This window comes from Streptomyces sp. NPDC056169, assembly GCF_042268445.1.
Classification (GTDB): domain Bacteria; phylum Actinomycetota; class Actinomycetes; order Streptomycetales; family Streptomycetaceae; genus Streptomyces.
The window spans coordinates 416,015-432,588 of sequence record NZ_JBHJUO010000002.1 but is presented as its reverse complement, the minus strand read 5'-3'; the positions used below and the strand labels follow the sequence as shown (position 1 = coordinate 432,588).

Genomic DNA, 16,574 nt, shown 5'->3' with positions numbered 1-16,574 from the left:
CGGGCCGTCAGCCCGCGGACTCGCCCGCGTGCGGGCTCAGGACGCCGGCGCCGACCAGGATGAACAGCAGGATGCCGAGCAGGATCCGGTAGATCACGAAGGGCATGAAGGACTTCGTGGTGATGAACTTCATGAACCAGGCGATCACCGCGTAGCCGACGACGAACGCGATGATCGTGGCGAAGATCGTCGGGCCCCAGGAGACGTGCCCCTCGCCCGCGTCCTTCAGTTCGTACGCGCCAGAGGCGAGGACCGCCGGGATCGCGAGGAGGAAGGAGTAGCGGGCGGCCGCCTCACGGGTGTAGCCCATGAGCAGACCGCCGGAGATCGTCGCGCCCGAGCGGGAGACGCCCGGGATCAGGGCCATCGCCTGGCAGAGGCCGAAGATCAGGCCGTCCTTCACGCTGAGGTCCTTGAGCGACTTGCGCTCGTGGACGACCCGGTGGCGGCCGCCGGCCTCGTCCCGCGCGGCCAGCCGGTCGGCGACGCCCAGGACGATGCCCATGACGATCAGGGTGGTCGCGATCAGCCGCAGGTCGCGGAAGGGGCCCTCGATCTGGTCCTTGAGCGTGATGCCGAGGACGCCGATCGGGATGGAGCCGACGATGACCAGCCAGCCCATCTGGGCGTCGTGGTCGGAGCGCATCGCCTTGTCGGTGAGGGAGCGGAACCAGGCCGAGAGGATCCGCGCGATGTCCTTGCGGAAGTAGATCAGGACGGCCGTCTCCGTACCGATCTGGGTGATCGCGGTGAAGGCCGCGCCCGGGTCCTCCCAGCCCGCGAAGGCCGCGGTCAGCCGGAGGTGCGCGCTGGAGGAGATGGGAAGGAACTCCGTCAGCCCCTGTACGAGTCCGAGGATGAACGATTCGAACCAACTCATGGGGCTAGGGCCGTCCCGTTATGTACGTGTGCGGTCAGAAGGTCGAGCGCAGCGTACCGCCCCAAAGTGACGGGCCCGTGGTCAGGTCCGTGATGCTCTCGTGATCAGGGCTCGCGAGGTCCGGATCAGGGCTCACGGGGTCCGGATCACGGCTCGCGAGGTCCCGCGGCCGTCCACCCGGGCGCCCGGACGTGGGCGCTGAGGCTCCGCCGGTCGGCCTCGCCGCCGCAGTGGGCGCAGACGAGCCGGGGGCTGAGGACCTCGCCGCAGTCGTGCTCCAGGACGACGGGGCGGTCGTCCGCGTTGAGGTGGCGGTCGCCCCAGGCCATGAGGGTGACCAGGACGGGCTGGAGTTCCTCGCCGGCGGCCGTGGCCCGGTACTCGAAGCGCTGCGGGCGCTCGCTGTACGGCACCCGCTCCAGGATCCCCGCCTCGACGAGCCGCTTGAGGCGGGCGGTGAGGATGTCGCGCGGGGCGCCCGTGTTGCGCGCGATCCGGTCGAAGCGGTGCACGCCGAGGGAGACCTCGCGGAGGACGAGCAGCGCGTACTTCTCGCCGACGAGCGCGAGGGTGTCGGCGATCGAGCAGGGGCGGGGGGCGGCCTTCATGGGGTCAGCCTAGGGCAGCGGGGCGAAGAGGGTTTGAAAATCCAACTCACTGGGCTATGTTACCGATGAGTGTTGGTCCAGTTTTCCAACTCAGGAGTTGGTCATGCGTGACGCCGTCATCGTCGAAGCCGTCCGTACCCCGATGGGAAAGGGAAAGGCCGGGGGAGCCCTGTCCCACGTCCACCCCGTCGCCCTCCTCTCCCACACCCTGCGCGCCCTGATCGAACGCAGCGGCATCGACCCCGCCCTCGTCGACGACGTGATCGGCGGAACGGTCGACCAGGTCGGCGAGCAGGCCATGAACACCACCCGCTACGCCTGGCTCGGCGCGGGATTCCCCGAGTCCGTGCCCGCCACCACCGTCGACCGGCAGTGCGGCTCCTCCCAGCAGGCCGTCCACTTCGCCGCCCAGGGCGTCCTCTCCGGGGCGTACGACATCGCCGTCGCCTGCGGGGTCGAGTCCATGAGCCGGGTTCCCATGTGGTCCAACGTGCCGCCCGGCGCCGACCCCTTCGGCCCCGGCGTCGCCGAGCGCTACCCCGAGGGCCTCGTCCCGCAGGGCATCAGCGCCGAGCTCATCGCCGCCAAGTGGTCGATCGGCCGCGAGGCCATGGACGAGTTCGCCGCCGGATCGCACACCAAGGCCGCCCGCGCCTGGGAGGCGGGGCTCTTCGACGCCGAGGCCGTCCCGTACGAGGGCGTCCGCCGTGACGAGACCGTGCGCCCGGCGACCACCCCGGAGATCCTCGCCGGTCTCCGGCCCGCCTTCGAGGACCCCGGCTTCGCCGCCCGCTTCCCGCAGATCGACTGGTCCGTCACCGCCGGCAACAGCAGCCCGATCAACGACGGAGCGTCCGCCGTGCTCGTCATGGCCGCCGACACCGCCCGGAGCCTCGGCCTGCGGCCCCTCGCCCGGCTGCACAGCTTCGCCGTCACCGGTTCCGACCCGCTGCTGATGCTGAGCGGCGTCATCCCCGCCACCGAGAAGGTCCTGCGCCGCGCGGGCCTCTCCCTCGCCGACATCGACCTCTTCGAGATCAACGAGGCCTTCGCGAGCGTCGTGCTCGCCTGGCAGCAGGAGACCGGCGCCGACCCGGCCAGGGTCAACGTCCACGGCGGGGCCATCGCGCTCGGACACCCGCTCGGTGCCAGCGGCACGCGCATCGCGACGACCCTCGTCCACGCCCTCCGGGCCCGGGGCGCCCGCTACGGCCTCCAGGCGATGTGCGAGGCGGGCGGCCTCGCCAACGCGATGATCGTCGAGGCGCTCTGAGGGCCGTATCGAACTACGGGGCCGTACCGACCGGCTCCCGCTCCTCCAGAGCGGGAGCCGTGAGTGGTGCCGGGGCCCGCAGACCGTGGCGCTTGCGCCAGGCCACCACCGCCGCGCCGAGACCCGACAGGACGATGAACCCCGCCGAGAAGAGGAAGGCCGGCGACCCCGGCGAACCCGCCTGGGCGCCCGCGATCACGTACGCCGCCGTGTTCGGCACGGTGCCGATCGCCGTCGCCAGGAGGAACGGCACGTACCTCATCCGGGAGACCGCCGCGCAGTAGTTGGCCGCCGCGAACGGGACCCCCGGGAAGAGCCGGATCGCCAGCATCGAGCGGAAGCCGTGCCGGCTCAGCTGCCCGTCCGCCGCCGTCAGCCAGCGGCCCCGCAGCATCGGCCGCAGCGCTTCCTGCCCCAGGAAGCGGCCGAGGGTGAAGGAGATCCCGGCGCCGAGCACCGTCCCCGCGACCGCCGCCGTCAGACCGAAGGCCGAGCCGAAGAGCGCGCCCGCCGCCAGATTGAGAACCGGCCGCGGGACGAACGCCGCCGTGCACACGCCGTACGCGAGGCCGAAGAGCATCACCGCGCCCGCGCCGTCCGTCTGCTGCGGCCAGCCAGAGGAGAGCATCCGCTGCGGCTCGTACAGCAGCACGAGCCCCGCCGCGCAGAGCAGCAGCAGGGCGAGCATCGAGAGCCGCGCACGGGGCGAGAGCAGGGCCCGGGAGCAGCGGACGGCGAGGGAGCCCGGCGGCCGGGGCACGGGAGCGAGCATTCGGGGAGAGTAGCGGACGGGTCCGTATGATCGCCGTAATGTGCGTCATGTCCGTCCGGGCCGGAGCCCGTACCGCGCCGTGACAGAGAGACCTCCGATGGCCACCACGTCCGACACGTTCGACACCGCGCCGTCCGACAGCGTCCGCGACGACATCCCCGAGAGCGCCCTCGCCGACACCGTCCTCGACCGGCTCACCACCGTCTACCCCGCCGCGGGGAACCCCTTCCGGGCGCAGGAGATGGTCGCGTACATGAAGGGCATCTCCCCTTTCCTCGGCGTCCGCACCCCCGAGCGCCGCGCCTTGTCCCGCACGGTCCTCGACGGCACCCCGCGCCCTGACGAGCAGGACTGCGCCGCCATCGCCCTGCGCTGCTTCGCGCTCCCCGAGCGCGAGTACCACTACTTCGCCGTCGACTACCTCCGCCGCCACGTGAAGCGCTGCTCCTCCGGCTTCCTCCCCGTCGCCCGCCGGCTCGTCACCACCGTCTCCTGGTGGGACACCGTCGACCACCTCGCCGCCCACGTCGTCGGCGGCCTCGTCGCGGCCGACCCGTCCCTCGCGGCCCGTATGGACGAGTGGATCGAGGACGACGACCTGTGGGTCGCCCGCACCGCGCTCCTCCACCAGCTCCGCTACAAGGACGCGACCGACGCCGACCGGCTCTTCGCCTACTGCCTGCGGCGTGCCGCGCACCCCGACTTCTTCGTCCGCAAGGCGATCGGCTGGAGCCTGCGCGAGTACGGCAAGACGGCCCCCGGCGAAGTGCGCGCCTTCGTGGCAGGGAACCGCTCCCTGCTCTCCCCGCTGTCCGTCCGCGAGGCCCTCAAGAACCTCGGCTGACGGCGGGACGGCCGTACAGGACGGCCCGTACCGGACGGTGCCGGCCGCACCGGCACAATGAGAGCGTGAACGAGCACATCCCCGTCATCCGCGAGGTCGACCAGGGCACCGCGCGCCTCATGCCCGACGTGGACCGGGAGCAGGCGTGGCTCCTGACGGTCGACGGCGCACCCCAGTCGTACGTCGACCTGGACGATCCGGCGTACCTGGAGTTCGAGTACGCGCGCCGGCTCGCCCATGTCGTCGACGGCGCCGCCGCCGAGGGCGAACCGCTGGACGTCCTGCACCTGGGCGGCGGGGCGCTCTCGCTTCCCCGGTACGTCTGCGTGACCCGGCCCGGCTCGCGCCAGGACGTCGTCGAGGCGGACCGGGAGCTGCTCGCCCTCGTCGCCGAGCACCTGCCGCTGCCCGAGGGCTCGGGCGTCACCGTGCACGGCGCCGACGCCCGGCTCTGGCTGGAGGCGGCGCCGGACGCGTCGGCCGATCTGATCGTCGGCGACGTCTTCGGCGGCTCGCGGGTGCCCGCCCACCTCACCTCCGTCGAGTACGCCCGGGAGGTCCGGCGGGTCCTGCGGCCCGGCGGGCTCTACGCCGCCAACCTCGCCGACGGGGCGCCCTTCGCGTTCCTCCGCTCCCAGCTCGCCACCTTCGCCGCCGTCTTCCCCGAGCTGGCCCTCGTCGCCGAACCGGCCGTGCTGCGCGGCCGCCGCTTCGGGAACGCGGTCCTGGTCGCCTCGGGCCGGGAGATCGACATTGCCCACCTCGCCCGGCGGGCCGCCGCCGACGCCTTCCCCGCGCGCGTGGAGCACGGGGCGACGCTCGACCGGTTCACGGGGAACGCGGAACCGGTCCTGGACTCGGGGGCCGTACCGTCACCCGTTCCGCCGGACGGCGCCTTCGGCATCGGCTGAGACGGCCGTCGCGGTCGCGGCGGCGCTCTCCTTCAGGGTCTCCGGGGCCGTGCCCGTGACCTCCTTCGTATGCGTACGGCGGGTCAGGTTCCGTACGTCCGGCACCAGCAGGACCAGCGCGGTGACGAACACCATCAGCGCCGCCGCGCCCCACAGGGCCTCGCTCCGGCCGAACGCGCTCTCGGCCGGGCCCGCGAGCGCCGTGGACAGCGGCAGCAGGGCGGTCGAGCCGAACCAGTCGTAGGCGGAGACCCGGGAGAGCTTGTCCTCCGGGATCTCCTGATGCAGGGCCGTCATCCACGAGACGCCGAAGACCTCGATGGCCGCGCCGCTGATGAACATCGCGACCGTGAGCCCCACCGCGTCCATCGGTACGGCGAGCGCCGCCGAGGGCAGCGCGATCGGGAAGACGCAGAGCGTGCCGACGAACAGCAGCCTGCGCGGCTTCCACCGGGCCATCAGGACGGCGCCGACGAGAGTCCCCACGCCGTACGCGGCGAGGGCGATGCCCCACGGACGGGCGCCGCCCAGCTCGTCCTTCGCGACCAGCGGACCGAACACCGCCTCGACCGCCCCGATCAGGCCCACGACCACCGAGAACTGGGCGACGATCGACCACAGCCACGGCCGGCCGACGAACTCCTGCCAGCCTTCCCGCAGATCGGCGAAGAGCCCGCCGCTCGGCGCCCGCTCGGGGGTGCCGCTCACGTCGAGGAAGGCGCGCAGCCCGCCCGCGACGGCGAAGGCGAGCGCGTCGATCGCGAGGACCCAGCCGGGCCCGACGAACGCGACCAGCGCGCCGCCCAGCGCGGCGCCGCCGATCCCGGCGCCGTGCATGGCCATCCGGTAGACGGCGAACGCCCGGCCGGCCTGCTCCCCGGTCACGCTGGTCATCAGCATGCCCTCGGCCGCCGGGTTGAAGAACGCCTGCCCGGTGCCGCAGAGCGCGGTGAGCACCATCATCTGCCAGATCTGCGCCCCGCCCGAGAGGACGAGCACGGCGAAGACGGCCTGCGAGACGCAGTTGAGGGCGTTGGCGGCGACCATCACGCGGTGCCGGGGTATGCGGTCGGCCACCGCGCCGCCGATGAGCAGGAAGAGCACGAGCGGCAGGAAACGGGCCATCGCGACGAGCCCCACGTCGCCCGCGCTGCCGCCGCTCTCGAAGACCGCCCACGTGGTGGCGATCAGCGCGCCGTGCGCGCCGAGGTTGGTCACGACCGTGGCGGCCGTGAGCAGGACGTAGTTGCGGCCCGCCCACTCGGGGCGGCGGGAGGCGAAGGGGGTACGGCCGGGGGAGGCGGCGGGATTCGTCACTCCGGGACTATCCCTGTCGCCTCCCCCTCCTGCCAAACCGATATCCGGACGGCGAACGCCGTCGTCAGGACGGTGTGGTGAGCCTGACCGTGGACAGGATCTTCTTGATGGTGGCGTCCGGCAGCTCGTCCTTGACGCCGTCGGGTCCGTAGAGGACCCAGGTCGAGAAGTCGCCCTTGGCGTTCTTGAAGGTGAAGGCGATCGACTTGCCGTCGGTCTCGCACTTGTTGCGCTTCTTGACGCCCGGCGCCGTGGCCGTGGCCATGCTGCCCTTGAGCCCGGACGCCGTCGTGTACGGCACGGGCTTGGAGATCTTGATGATGCTCTTGGGCATGTGCTGCGCGTAGCCGCCCCACACCCACGTGCCGGCCTCGCCGCGCGCGGCGTCCGCCGTGTTCTTGGCGCCCTGGCCGCCCTTGGTGCCCGCGGTGGCCAGGCCCCAGGTGTCCGGGGTGCCGTTCTTGTCGACGTCGTAGGAGCACCAGTTGCTCTTGAGGCGGCTGGGGCTGGACATCGTGACGAGCGGGGCGCCGCCTTCCTTCTTCTCGTCCTCGAAGTACGTGATCATCCCCGGCTTCAGCACCTGCCACTCGGGCGGTACGTCGAACAGGGTGCCGTACTTGGGGTTGTGGACGACCTTCCAGCCGGGGATCGTCGGCTGCTGCGCGGCGCCGTCACGCGGGTTGTCGATCGGCGGCGCGGAGGACTCGTCGGTTTCGGGGGGCTGACCGGACGGCTGACCGGAAGCCGTCGCCGTGGCGGTCGGCTTCTTGTCGTCGGCGACCGGCGTCTTGTCGTCGTCCTTGGAGAGGACGAGGAAACCGGTGACGCCGGCCGCGACGACCACGGCGGTCGCCGCGACGATCGCGATGAGGGTCGTCTGCTTCTTCTTGCCGCCGGGGCCGCCGGGACCGGGCGCACCGGGCTGCCCCGGCACCTGCCCCTGCCCGGGTACCGCGTACTGCGGCACGGTCGGCTGCTGGTACGGGTTCGGCTGCCCGTATCCGGGCTGCTGCGGGTAACCCTGCTGTCCGTACCCCTGCTGCGGGTAGCCCGGCTGCGCGGGCTGCTGCGGATAGCCGGGCTGCGTCGGCGGCTGCGGGTAACCGGGCTGCGTCGGCGGCTGCTGATAAGGGTTCTGCTGCGGGTACCCCGGCTGCTGGTACGGGTTCTGACTCTGGTCCTGCGGGTTCTGCTCGCCCCCGGGCGGCTGCTGTCCTGGCCACATGGCCAGTAACGATAGAGGTGCGGGGTCGGCGGAGCCACGAGAGGGATGGCCAAGGCTGCTACCGGTGGGTAACATCACGGCCATGAGCGCAGACCAGATGACCATCGGCGAGATGCTCGCCGCCACGGTCCCCATGGCCGGAACCCTGAACCTGGAGTTCCTGGAGACCACCGCCGAGCGCGCCGTCGTGCGCCTTCCGGACCAGCCCGCCTACCACAACCACGTCGGCGGCCCGCACGCCGGAGCGATGTTCACCCTGGCCGAGTCCGCCAGCGGCGCGATCGTGCTCGCGGCCTTCGGCGACCAGCTGAGCCGCGCCGTCCCGCTCGCCGTCAGCGCCGAGATCGGCTACAAGAAGCTGGCCATGGGCGTCGTCACGGCCACCGCGACCCTGGGCCGCCCCGCGGCCGAGGTCGTCGCCGAACTCGACGCCGGTCAGCGGCCGGAGTTCCCGGTACGCATCGACATCACCCGCGCGGACGGCGCCGTGACCGGCGAGATGACCGTCGTCTGGACCCTCCGCCCGAACGCCTGACCGGGCACCCCGCGCACCGCCCCGGCACCCCCCTTCGGGTGCCGGGGCGGTCGTGTTCCGGGTCGCCGACGCGGAAACGGACATCCCGTCGCGCATAGTGCGGTCAGGGCGCGGACGGATCCGGGCCGGGCCCGTACCCCCGTGCCGAGGAGCCGCCGCGTGTTCGACGAACCGTCAGCCGACCCCGCCGCCCCGGTGGAACCGGGACCCGCCGCAGCCGTCCGGTCCCTTCGGCGCGGGCCGGGGCTTTCCCGGCGGGCGCTGCTGCTCGCCCTCACCGGTGGTGCCGCCCTCGCGGCCGTCGCCTCGCCCGTGGCGGCGGCCGGAACGCGGTCCCGGCGGACGGTCACTCTCGCCGGTCGGGTCGACGACCTCCTCGCCCGGCTCACCCTCGACGAGAAGGTCTCCCTCCTTCACGGCGCCACCGACCCCGCGAGCCTCGGCCAGGCCGGCCACGTCCCCGGTGTGCCCCGGCTCGGCATCCCGCCGCTCCGGCTCGCCGACGGCCCCGCCGGGATCCGCGTCCGCCGCACCGCGACCGCCCTGCCCGCGCCCGTCATGCTCGCCGCCGCCTTCGACCCCGGCCTCGCCCGCGCCTACGGCCGGGTCATCGGCCGCGAGGGCCGCGCCCTCGGCCAGGACGTGCTGCTCTCCCCGATGGCGAACCTCATCCGCACCCCGTACGCGGGCCGGAACTTCGAGACCTTCTCCGAGGACCCGCTCCTCACCGCCGACCTCGTCGCCGAGGAGATCCGCGGCATCCAGGCCGAGGGCCTCGTCGCCACCGTCAAGCACTTCGCCCTCAACAACCAGGAACGCGACCGCACCACCGTCGACGTCCGCGCCGGCGAACAGACCCTGCACGAGACCGAGCTGCGCGCCTTCGAGGCGGCCGTCGCCGCCGGAGCGGGCGCCGTGATGGCCGCGTACAACAAGGTCGACGGCGTCCACGCCACCGAGAACGCCACCCTGCTCACCGCGATCCTGCGGGACCGCTGGGGCTTCGACGGCTGGGTCATGAGCGACTGGGAGGCCACCCATACGACCGGCCCCGCGCTCGCCGCCGGGCTCGACATGGAGATGCCCGGCGGCCGCCGCTTCGGCACCGCGCTCCGCGACGCCGTCCGCGCGGGCCGGATCGACGAGGCCGCCGTCGACCGCTCCGTACGCCGCGTCCTCTCCGTACGCGAGCGCTTCGGGCTCCTCGACGACACGCCCTCGCGCCCGGCAAGGGACGCCGCGTCCGGGGCCAGGCTCGCCCTCCGCGTCGCCACCGCCGGCGCGACCCTCCTGCGCAACCGGCGCGCGGCGCTGCCGCTCACCGCCCGCGCCGCCCGCTCCCTCGCCGTCGTCGGGCCCACGGCGGCCGTGCCGTTCGTCAGCGGCGGCGGCAGCGCCCATGTCGTCCCCGACGCGGCGCCCAGCCCCCTGGACGCGATCCGCGCCAGGGCGGAGGCGGCGGCCGGGGCGGGCGGCTCCGTCGCGTACGCCGTCGGTGAGGACCTCGTCGGACGGCCGCTGCCACCGCTGACACCCGCCCTCGACCTGGAGGGCGTCGACGTCGCCGCCGACGCCACCTGGACCCGTACGGTCACGCTCACCGCCACCGACCCCGACGAGTGGACCTTCCTCGTCCACTACAGCGGGCCCCGCCCCACCGTCACCCTCGACGGCACGGAGCTCTTCCCCGTCAAGCAGGGCATCACCGAGTACTTCGTCGGCGGTCTCCTCGGCCGCGCCCCCGACGGACTCCACGTCCGGCGCGCCACCGTGCGCCTCGCCGCCGGACCGCACGAGCTGACGGTCACCGCCCGCGGCGGAACCGCCGGTCAGCGCTTCCGGCTCCGCGCGGTGACCGGGGCGGACCGGGCCGCCGACGTGGCCGAGGCCGTACGGACCGCGCGCGCCGCGCACAGCGTCGTGCTCTTCGCCTACGAGGACGCCACCGAGGGCCAGGACCGCGTGACCCTCGCCCTCCCCGGCCACCAGGAGGCCCTGATCCAGGCCGTGACGGCCGCCAACCCCCGTACCACCGTCGTCCTCAACACCTCGTCGGCCGTCACCATGCCCTGGCTCGAACGGACCGCCGCCGTCCTCCAGATGTACTACCCCGGGCAGGAGGGCGCCGCCGCCACCACGGCCGTCCTCTTCGGCGACGCCGACCCGGGCGGGCGCCTCACCCAGACCTTCCCGGCCGCCGAGGACCGCCACCCCACGGCCGGGAACCCGCGCCGCTACCCGGGCGAGAACGGGGTGGAGGAGTACGGGGAGGGGGTCCACGTCGGGCACCGCTGGTACGAGGCGCAGGGCGTCACCCCGCTCTTCCCGTTCGGGCACGGGCTCTCGTACACGACCTTCCGGTACGAGGGCCTGACCGTCGGCCCCGGGGGAGAGGCCGGCGCGGGCGGACTCGACGTCACCTTCACCGTCCGCAACACCGGCCGGCGGGACGGCGTCGAGGTCGCCCAGGTCTACGTCGGTCCCTCCCCGGACCTCACCGGCCTCGGCATCGACCAGCCCGTCTCCGCCCTCGCCGGCTACCGCCGCCTGGAGCTCGCGGCCGGCGAACGCCGACGGGTGACCGTCCACGTCACCGCGCGCACCCTGTCCTCCTGGGACACCGCACGGCACGACTGGCTCCTCGGAACGGGCCGCAGGACCGTCCGCGTCGGCGCCTCCTCGGCCGACCCCGGCCTCACCGTCGGGGTCGAGGTCCGACCCTCCTGACCGGGTAGGCTGCCCCGGCGTGCCCGACGCGGTGCACGCCGGGCGGCCGACACGGGAGGAACCGCGTTGCACGTGCAGGAATGGCTGGAGACGATCCCGGCGGTCGCGATCTACGCGCTGGTGGGCGTGGTGATCGGGCTGGAGAGCCTGGGCATCCCGCTGCCCGGCGAGATCGTGCTCGTGAGCTCGGCGCTGCTCGCCTCGCAGCACGGCGACATCAACCCGTACGTCCTCGGTGCCTGCGCCACCGCCGGCGCGATCATCGGCGACTCGATCGGCTACGCCATCGGCCGCAAGGGCGGCCGGCCGCTGCTCGCCTGGCTGGGGAAGAAGTTCCCGAAACACTTCGGCGAGGCGAACATCGCACTCGCCGAGCGCTCCTTCCAGAAGTGGGGCATGTGGGCGGTCTTCTTCGGCCGCTTCATCGCCCTGCTGCGCATCTTCGCCGGGCCCCTCGCCGGCGTCCTGCACATGCCGTACTGGAAGTTCCTCATCGCCAACGTCCTCGGCGGCATCCTGTGGGCCGGCGGCACCACGGCCGTCATCTATTCGGTCGGCATCGTCGCCGAGGCCTGGCTCAAGCGCTTCTCCTGGCTGGGTCTCGTCCTCGCCGTGCTGATCGGTGTCGCGTCGATGCTGATCATCAAGAACCGCGCCAAGAAGGCGGCGGCGGAGCGTCCGGAGACCGCGGACCCGGAGCCGGTCGCCGTCGCGGACTGACGACAGGCGCAGAAGCGGAAGAGGGCGGCACCCGTGAAGGGTGCCGCCCTCTTCGTGTGCGGCTCGGTCGTCTGCCGCTAGGTCGTCCGCCGCTCAGGCCTCCGCCGCTGAGGCCTCCGCCGCTCAGGCCTCCGTGGCTCAGTCCTCGAAGGCCTCCGCGTGGCCCTTGGCAAGGAGCAGGTACATCTCGGCGTTCAGCTTGATGCCCGCCTTCTCCTCCTCCGTCAGCGGGCGCCGCACCTTCGCCGGGACACCCGCGACCAGCGAGCCCGGCGGGATCTCCATGCCCTGAGGGACGAGCGCCTGGGCGGCGACGAGGGAGCCCGCGCCGATCCGCGCCCCGTTGAGGACCGTCGCGCCCATCCCGACGAGGACGTCGTCCTCGATCACGCAGCCGTGCACGGTGGCGTTGTGGCCGACGGTCACCCGGGCCCCGATCGAGACGGGGAAGCCGGGGTCGACGTGGACCGTGCTGTTGTCCTGGATGTTGGAGTCCTCACCGATCGCGATGGGACCGCAGTCCGCCCGCAGCACGGTGTGGTACCAGATGCTCGCGCGGGCGCCGAGCGTCACCTCGCCCAGCACCACGGAGGTCGGGGCCGTGAACGCGGTCGGGTCGATCTGCGGCTCCTTGCCGCCCACACCCTTGATCAACGCCTCTGTCATGGTTCGCTCCTGATCGTCAGCCGTCGTGTCACGCCCGGGGTCGCCCCCGGCCGCACCCTATGCCGTGCTCATGACGGACATCACAGCGCACCGCACTGATCAGGTACGACGCCGCCGACTACCGTGGCCGGGTGCCCAGGAACAGAAACACGTTCTCTTCCCTCGCCGCCTGGCGGCGCAGGGTCGTCGCCGGCGCCGTGCAGGGCTGCTGGCGCTGGGCGCAGCAGGCCGGTTCCGTCACCGCCGAGCACCCGGGCAGGCTGCGCTTCCGCCGCCTCGGCGCCGGGACCCGGCTCGCCTTCCCGCAGGGCACGGTCTTCGGCGAGCGGTGGATCGAGATCGGCGAGTGCTGCATCATCGCCGAGCAGGTCACGCTGACGGCGGGGATGCTGCCGGGCCTCGACCTCGGCACGGAGACGGTCCTGACCCTCGGGGACGGGGTGGTCCTCGGCCGCGGCAGCCATGTCATCGCCGACACGACGGTGACCATCGGCTCGGACACCTACTGCGGCCCGTACGTCTACATCACCTCGACCAACCACAGCTACGACGACCCGGACGAGCCCATCGGCCGCCAGTGGCCCCGCTCGGAGCCGGTCTCCATCGGCTCCGGCTGCTGGCTCGGTACGGGAGCGGTCGTCCTGCCCGGCGCGCGCATCGGCCGGAACGTGGTCGTCGCCGCGGGCGCGGTCGTCCGCGGCGAGGTGCCCGACCACTCGGTGGTCGCCGGCGCCCCGGCCAGGGTCGTCCGCAGCTGGGACCCGGAGAAGGGGTGGCAGCCCCCGCTGCGCACCCCGGCCCCGGTCCCGCTCCCGGCCGACGTGACCGCGGAACAGCTCGCGGCGCTCGCGGCCTGGGAGGTCGAGCAGGCGGGCACGTCCTCGTAGCGGTGTGCCGCCGGTCGTGCTTCCCGGTCCGTCAGGCCGCTGCCAGGAGGACCGTGCCGCCGAGGGCGAGGGCCGCGCCCGCCGCCTGGACCGGGCGGAGGCGTTCCTTGAGGAACGCGAACGCCGCCAGGGCCGTGACGACCGGGTAGAGGCTGGCGAGGACCGCCGCGACCACGACCGGTCCCTGCTGGGCGGCGATCGCGTACGTCCCGTTGGCCGCGACGTCCGCGAGGCCGACGAAGGCGAGGGCCGGGAGCGCCGCGCGGATGACGGCGGGGCCGCCCTCGGGGAGGGCCCGGCCGTCGCGGCGCACGGAGACGTAGAGGGCGCCGCCGCCCACCAGGACGTTGGTGACCCGCTGTACGAGGAGGGCGAGGAACAGGCCCGTGACGGTGGTGGAGGACTCCGCGATGAGGGCCATCACCGAGCCGAAGCCGAAGGCCGCGAACAGGGTGAGCAGGACGGCCTGGCGCTGGACGGGGGCGCCGCGCAGCTCGGGGCCGCCCGCGAGGGTCACCCCGACGATCGCCACGGCGACGCCGGCGAGTTGGAGGAGCCCGGGGCGGTCGCCCAGGAACAGGCCGACCGAGACGGGAACGACGACGCCGAGCGAACCGAGCGGCGAGACCACGCCCATGGGGCCGAGGGCGAGCGCCTTGTAGAAGGCGAGCATGGCCGCCGGGCCGACGACGCCGGCCCCGACCGCGTACCAGAGCTGGGGGCCCGCCTCGGTCCAGGCTCCGGTCGCGAGGACGAGGGCGCCGAGGACGAGGACCGCGAGGATCTGGGAGACCACGACGACCGTGAGGGCCGGGATCCGGCGGGTGAGCAGCCCGCCGCCGAAGTCGGCGAGGCCCCACAGCAGGGCGGTGGCCAGGGCGAACAGGGCGGTCATGGATCCTCGCAGTCGCGTGCGGCGGCACGCAGTACAGTGCAGTGAACAGTCGGGTACAGCCCACCGTAGTTCAATGCATTGAACTCTGTCATCCAAAATATTGGACGGAATGTGTCGGACCTCGATCAGCTCACGCAGTCGCTCGCCCGGAACCTGAAGCGCTGGCGCAAGGAGCGGGGTTTCACCCTGGACGCGCTCGCCGCCCGGGCCGGGGTCAGCCGGGGCATGATCATCCAGATCGAACAGGCCAGGACCAACCCCAGCGTCGGCACCACCGTGAAGCTGGCGGACGCCCTCGGCGTCTCCATCACGACCCTCCTCGACTACGAGCAGGGCCCCCAGGTCCGACTGGTCCCGCCCGACCAGGCCGTCCGCATGTGGTCCACCTCTACTGGCAGCCACACCACCCTCCTCGTCGGCACCGAGGCCCGCGGCCCGCTGGAACTCTGGTCCTGGACCCTCATGCCGGGCGAGGGCAGCGACTCCGACCCGCACCCCGAGGGCACGACCGAGCTCCTGCACGTCACCACCGGAGTCCTCACGCTCGTCGTCGACGACGCGGAGCACACCCTGCCGGCCGGTACGTCCGCGGTCTTCGAGGCGAGCGTCTCGCACACCTACCGCAACGACGGCGACGAGCCGGTCGAGATGACGATGGCCGTCTCCATCCCGCCCGCACGCTGAGACGGGCGTCCACGACCCGGGCGCCCGTTGTTAGCGTGCGGTGCATGCGCGCACCCATCGGAGACTTCGACAACGCCCGCCCCGCCCCCGACTGCCTCGACGAGCTGACCGGGCCCGTCGCCGCCGCACTCCGCGCCTGGCAGGGCCCCGTACCGGCCGACCGGCTCCTGTACGTGGACACCGACCCGGCCGTCGCCGACACCGCCGTCTTCGTGGAGCACTACGGGCCCACGCTGCTCGACGAGTCCGCCAACTGCGTGGTCGTCGCGGGCAAGCGGGGCGAGACGACGACCCTGGCCGCCTGTGTCGTGAAGTCGGCGACCCGGGTCGACGTCAACGGCGTCGTACGCAAGCACCTCGGCGCCCGCAAGGCCTCGTTCGCGCCGATGGACACCGCGATCGGCGAGACCGGCATGGAGTACGGCGGGATCACCCCCGTCGGGCTCCCGGCCGACTGGCCGCTCCTCGTGGACGCCGCCGTCGTGGACACCGAGTGGGTCCTCGTCGGCAGCGGCCGGAGGCGCGGCAAGCTCATCGTCCCGGGGAAGGCCTTCGCCCAACTCCCCGGCGCGGTCGTCCTGGAGGGCCTCGGCGTCCCGGTCGCCTGAGGCGGGTCCCGTGGCGCGGGATCCCGGAGAAGCTGGGGGTCCCGCCCCCGGCTCCCGCCCCGTCAGCCGAGGCGCGGGATCTCGATGGCGGGGCAGCGGTCCATGACCATCTCCAGCCCCGCCTCACGGGTACGGGCGAACGCGGCCTCGTCGATCACGTCCAGCTGGAACCAGACCGCCTTGGCGCCGATCGCGACGGCCTCGTCGGCGACCTGGCCCGCCAGCTCGCTGTTCACGAACACGTCCACGACGTCGACCGGGAAGGGGATGGCGTCCAGGGACGGGTAGCCCTGCTCGCCGTGGACCGTCTCGGCCTTCGGGTGCACGGGGACGATCCGCTTGCCGAAGCGCTGCAGGACCGCCGCGACTCCGTAGGCCGCCCGTCGCTCGTTCGACGACAGACCGACGACCGCCCAGGTGTCGCCGCTCTGGGTGAGGATCTGGCGGATTGTCTCTGGGGTGCCGTACACGCTCTGCCTCCTGAGGGCCGTGACTCGACGGCGCCGGTCCGGCGCCGTCGGACAGTCCAACAGACGCGGCGGCGAGGGGATTCCCGCAATGCCAACTGGGCTGTCCCGGACAGCAGTTGGCTCCCCGTGGCCTTGACTGCGCCGCTCCCTCTGATGTCAGCTCGTGTCGTTCGAGTGGCCGACGGGAACAGGAGTGCGCACACGATGGCCGAGGTGACGGTGCAGGTCCCGACGGGGCGGCCCGGCGACGAGCCGGTTCTGGTACGGATCAGGGAGACCGAGGACGCGGTCACCCGCGTCGGACGCGGTACACGCGCCGCCGTCCAGGCGACGCGCACGCTCGACCAGATGCTGGACGCCGTACGGCCCGTGGCGGAGAGCTTCGTGTCCCGGTTCACGCAGATGGACAACCCTCCGGACGAGATCGGCCTGGAGTTCGGCATCTCGCTCACCGCCGGTGCCGATGTCGTCATCGCGACGACGGGGACCGAGGCGAACTTCACCGTCACCCTGAACTGGTCGGACATCGCGCGCCGGGCCGGCTGAGAC

The 16,574-nt window shown here is 73.0% G+C and carries 18 protein-coding genes; 10 read left to right on the top strand and 8 right to left on the bottom strand.

From position 1 onward, the window contains the following. Window positions 1-7 precede the first annotated feature (7 nt). Both ACFC0G_RS04440 and ACFC0G_RS04435 read right to left on the bottom strand, forming a co-directional pair. On the bottom strand, window positions 8-880 hold the full coding sequence (locus tag ACFC0G_RS04440) for an undecaprenyl-diphosphate phosphatase (protein WP_376397017.1): 873 nt from the start codon (window positions 878-880) through the stop codon (window positions 8-10). 146 nt (window positions 881-1,026) lie between these two features. Further along, entirely contained in the window at window positions 1,027-1,488 is a 462-nt protein-coding gene (locus ACFC0G_RS04435) for a winged helix-turn-helix transcriptional regulator (protein ID WP_376397015.1), read from the bottom strand. Between the two features lie 103 nt (window positions 1,489-1,591). On the opposite strand from ACFC0G_RS04435, the gene ACFC0G_RS04430 reads away from it, so the two are divergent. Continuing rightward, on the top strand, window positions 1,592-2,761 hold the full coding sequence (locus ACFC0G_RS04430; protein WP_376397012.1) for a thiolase family protein: 1,170 nt from the start codon (window positions 1,592-1,594) through the stop codon (window positions 2,759-2,761). Window positions 2,762-2,774: 13 nt separating this feature from the next. Here the strand turns inward: ACFC0G_RS04430 and ACFC0G_RS04425 are convergent, their stop codons facing one another. Beyond that, a complete protein-coding gene (locus tag ACFC0G_RS04425) occupies window positions 2,775-3,533 on the bottom strand; it encodes a TVP38/TMEM64 family protein (protein WP_376397010.1) in 759 nt (252 codons plus the stop codon). Window positions 3,534-3,630: 97 nt separating this feature from the next. Between ACFC0G_RS04425 and ACFC0G_RS04420 the strand changes: the two genes are divergently transcribed. Both ACFC0G_RS04420 and ACFC0G_RS04415 read left to right on the top strand, forming a co-directional pair. Beyond that, window positions 3,631-4,377, top strand: coding sequence for a DNA alkylation repair protein (locus ACFC0G_RS04420; RefSeq protein WP_376397007.1), 747 nt, complete (start codon window positions 3,631-3,633; stop codon window positions 4,375-4,377). 65 nt (window positions 4,378-4,442) lie between these two features. Further along, window positions 4,443-5,288 (top strand): spermidine synthase, encoded by an 846-nt coding sequence (locus ACFC0G_RS04415; protein WP_376397004.1) that lies wholly within the window; start codon window positions 4,443-4,445, stop codon window positions 5,286-5,288. Here ACFC0G_RS04415 and ACFC0G_RS04410 read toward each other — a convergent pair. Next, on the bottom strand, window positions 5,250-6,605 hold the full coding sequence (locus ACFC0G_RS04410) for an MFS transporter (RefSeq protein WP_376397001.1): 1,356 nt from the start codon (window positions 6,603-6,605) through the stop codon (window positions 5,250-5,252). The two genes, ACFC0G_RS04415 and ACFC0G_RS04410, sit on opposite strands and share 39 nt — an antisense overlap. 64 nt (window positions 6,606-6,669) lie before the next feature. Next, window positions 6,670-7,833, bottom strand: a complete 1,164-nt coding sequence (locus tag ACFC0G_RS04405; RefSeq protein WP_376396998.1) for a hypothetical protein — start codon at window positions 7,831-7,833, stop codon at window positions 6,670-6,672. A 97-nt stretch (window positions 7,834-7,930) separates the two neighbouring features. Here ACFC0G_RS04405 and ACFC0G_RS04400 point away from each other — a divergent pair, with 97 nt between their 5' ends. The 3 genes from ACFC0G_RS04400 to ACFC0G_RS04390 all read left to right on the top strand — a co-directional run bounded on the left by ACFC0G_RS04400 (window position 7,931) and on the right by ACFC0G_RS04390 (window position 11,815). Then, window positions 7,931-8,368, top strand: a complete 438-nt coding sequence (locus tag ACFC0G_RS04400) for a DUF4442 domain-containing protein (RefSeq protein WP_376397298.1) — start codon at window positions 7,931-7,933, stop codon at window positions 8,366-8,368. 159 nt (window positions 8,369-8,527) lie between these two features. Next, window positions 8,528-11,095: a beta-glucosidase gene (locus tag ACFC0G_RS04395; RefSeq protein WP_376396995.1), complete on the top strand. Its 2,568-nt coding sequence runs from the start codon at window positions 8,528-8,530 to the stop codon at window positions 11,093-11,095. 66 nt (window positions 11,096-11,161) lie between these two features. After that, entirely contained in the window at window positions 11,162-11,815 is a 654-nt protein-coding gene (locus ACFC0G_RS04390) for a DedA family protein (RefSeq protein WP_376396992.1), read from the top strand. A gap of 138 nt (window positions 11,816-11,953) precedes the next feature. Here ACFC0G_RS04390 and ACFC0G_RS04385 read toward each other — a convergent pair whose 3' ends face one another. Next, the gene (locus ACFC0G_RS04385) at window positions 11,954-12,481 is read right to left on the bottom strand and encodes a gamma carbonic anhydrase family protein (RefSeq protein ID WP_376396989.1); all 528 of its coding nucleotides are present in this window, start codon (window positions 12,479-12,481) and stop codon (window positions 11,954-11,956) included. A 131-nt stretch (window positions 12,482-12,612) separates the two neighbouring features. Between ACFC0G_RS04385 and ACFC0G_RS04380 the strand changes: the two genes are divergently transcribed. Then, the gene (locus ACFC0G_RS04380) at window positions 12,613-13,368 is read left to right on the top strand and encodes an acyltransferase (RefSeq protein WP_376396986.1); all 756 of its coding nucleotides are present in this window, start codon (window positions 12,613-12,615) and stop codon (window positions 13,366-13,368) included. Window positions 13,369-13,399: 31 nt separating this feature from the next. Here the strand turns inward: ACFC0G_RS04380 and ACFC0G_RS04375 are convergent, their stop codons facing one another. Then, window positions 13,400-14,263 (bottom strand): EamA family transporter, encoded by an 864-nt coding sequence (locus ACFC0G_RS04375; RefSeq protein WP_376396983.1) that lies wholly within the window; start codon window positions 14,261-14,263, stop codon window positions 13,400-13,402. A gap of 111 nt (window positions 14,264-14,374) precedes the next feature. Here ACFC0G_RS04375 and ACFC0G_RS04370 point away from each other — a divergent pair, with 111 nt between their 5' ends. Then, window positions 14,375-14,947, top strand: a complete 573-nt coding sequence (locus tag ACFC0G_RS04370; RefSeq protein ID WP_056642101.1) for a helix-turn-helix domain-containing protein — start codon at window positions 14,375-14,377, stop codon at window positions 14,945-14,947. Between the two features lie 44 nt (window positions 14,948-14,991). Beyond that, a complete protein-coding gene (locus ACFC0G_RS04365; RefSeq protein WP_376396979.1) occupies window positions 14,992-15,555 on the top strand; it encodes a YbaK/EbsC family protein in 564 nt (187 codons plus the stop codon). A 62-nt stretch (window positions 15,556-15,617) separates the two neighbouring features. Here ACFC0G_RS04365 and ACFC0G_RS04360 read toward each other — a convergent pair whose 3' ends face one another. Beyond that, the gene (locus tag ACFC0G_RS04360; RefSeq protein WP_376396976.1) at window positions 15,618-16,025 is read right to left on the bottom strand and encodes a CoA-binding protein; all 408 of its coding nucleotides are present in this window, start codon (window positions 16,023-16,025) and stop codon (window positions 15,618-15,620) included. 204 nt (window positions 16,026-16,229) lie between these two features. Here ACFC0G_RS04360 and ACFC0G_RS04355 point away from each other — a divergent pair, with 204 nt between their 5' ends. Beyond that, complete coding sequence (locus ACFC0G_RS04355) at window positions 16,230-16,571, top strand: CU044_2847 family protein (protein WP_376396974.1); 342 nt, start codon at window positions 16,230-16,232, stop codon at window positions 16,569-16,571. The last annotated feature ends 3 nt before the right edge of the window (window positions 16,572-16,574 follow it).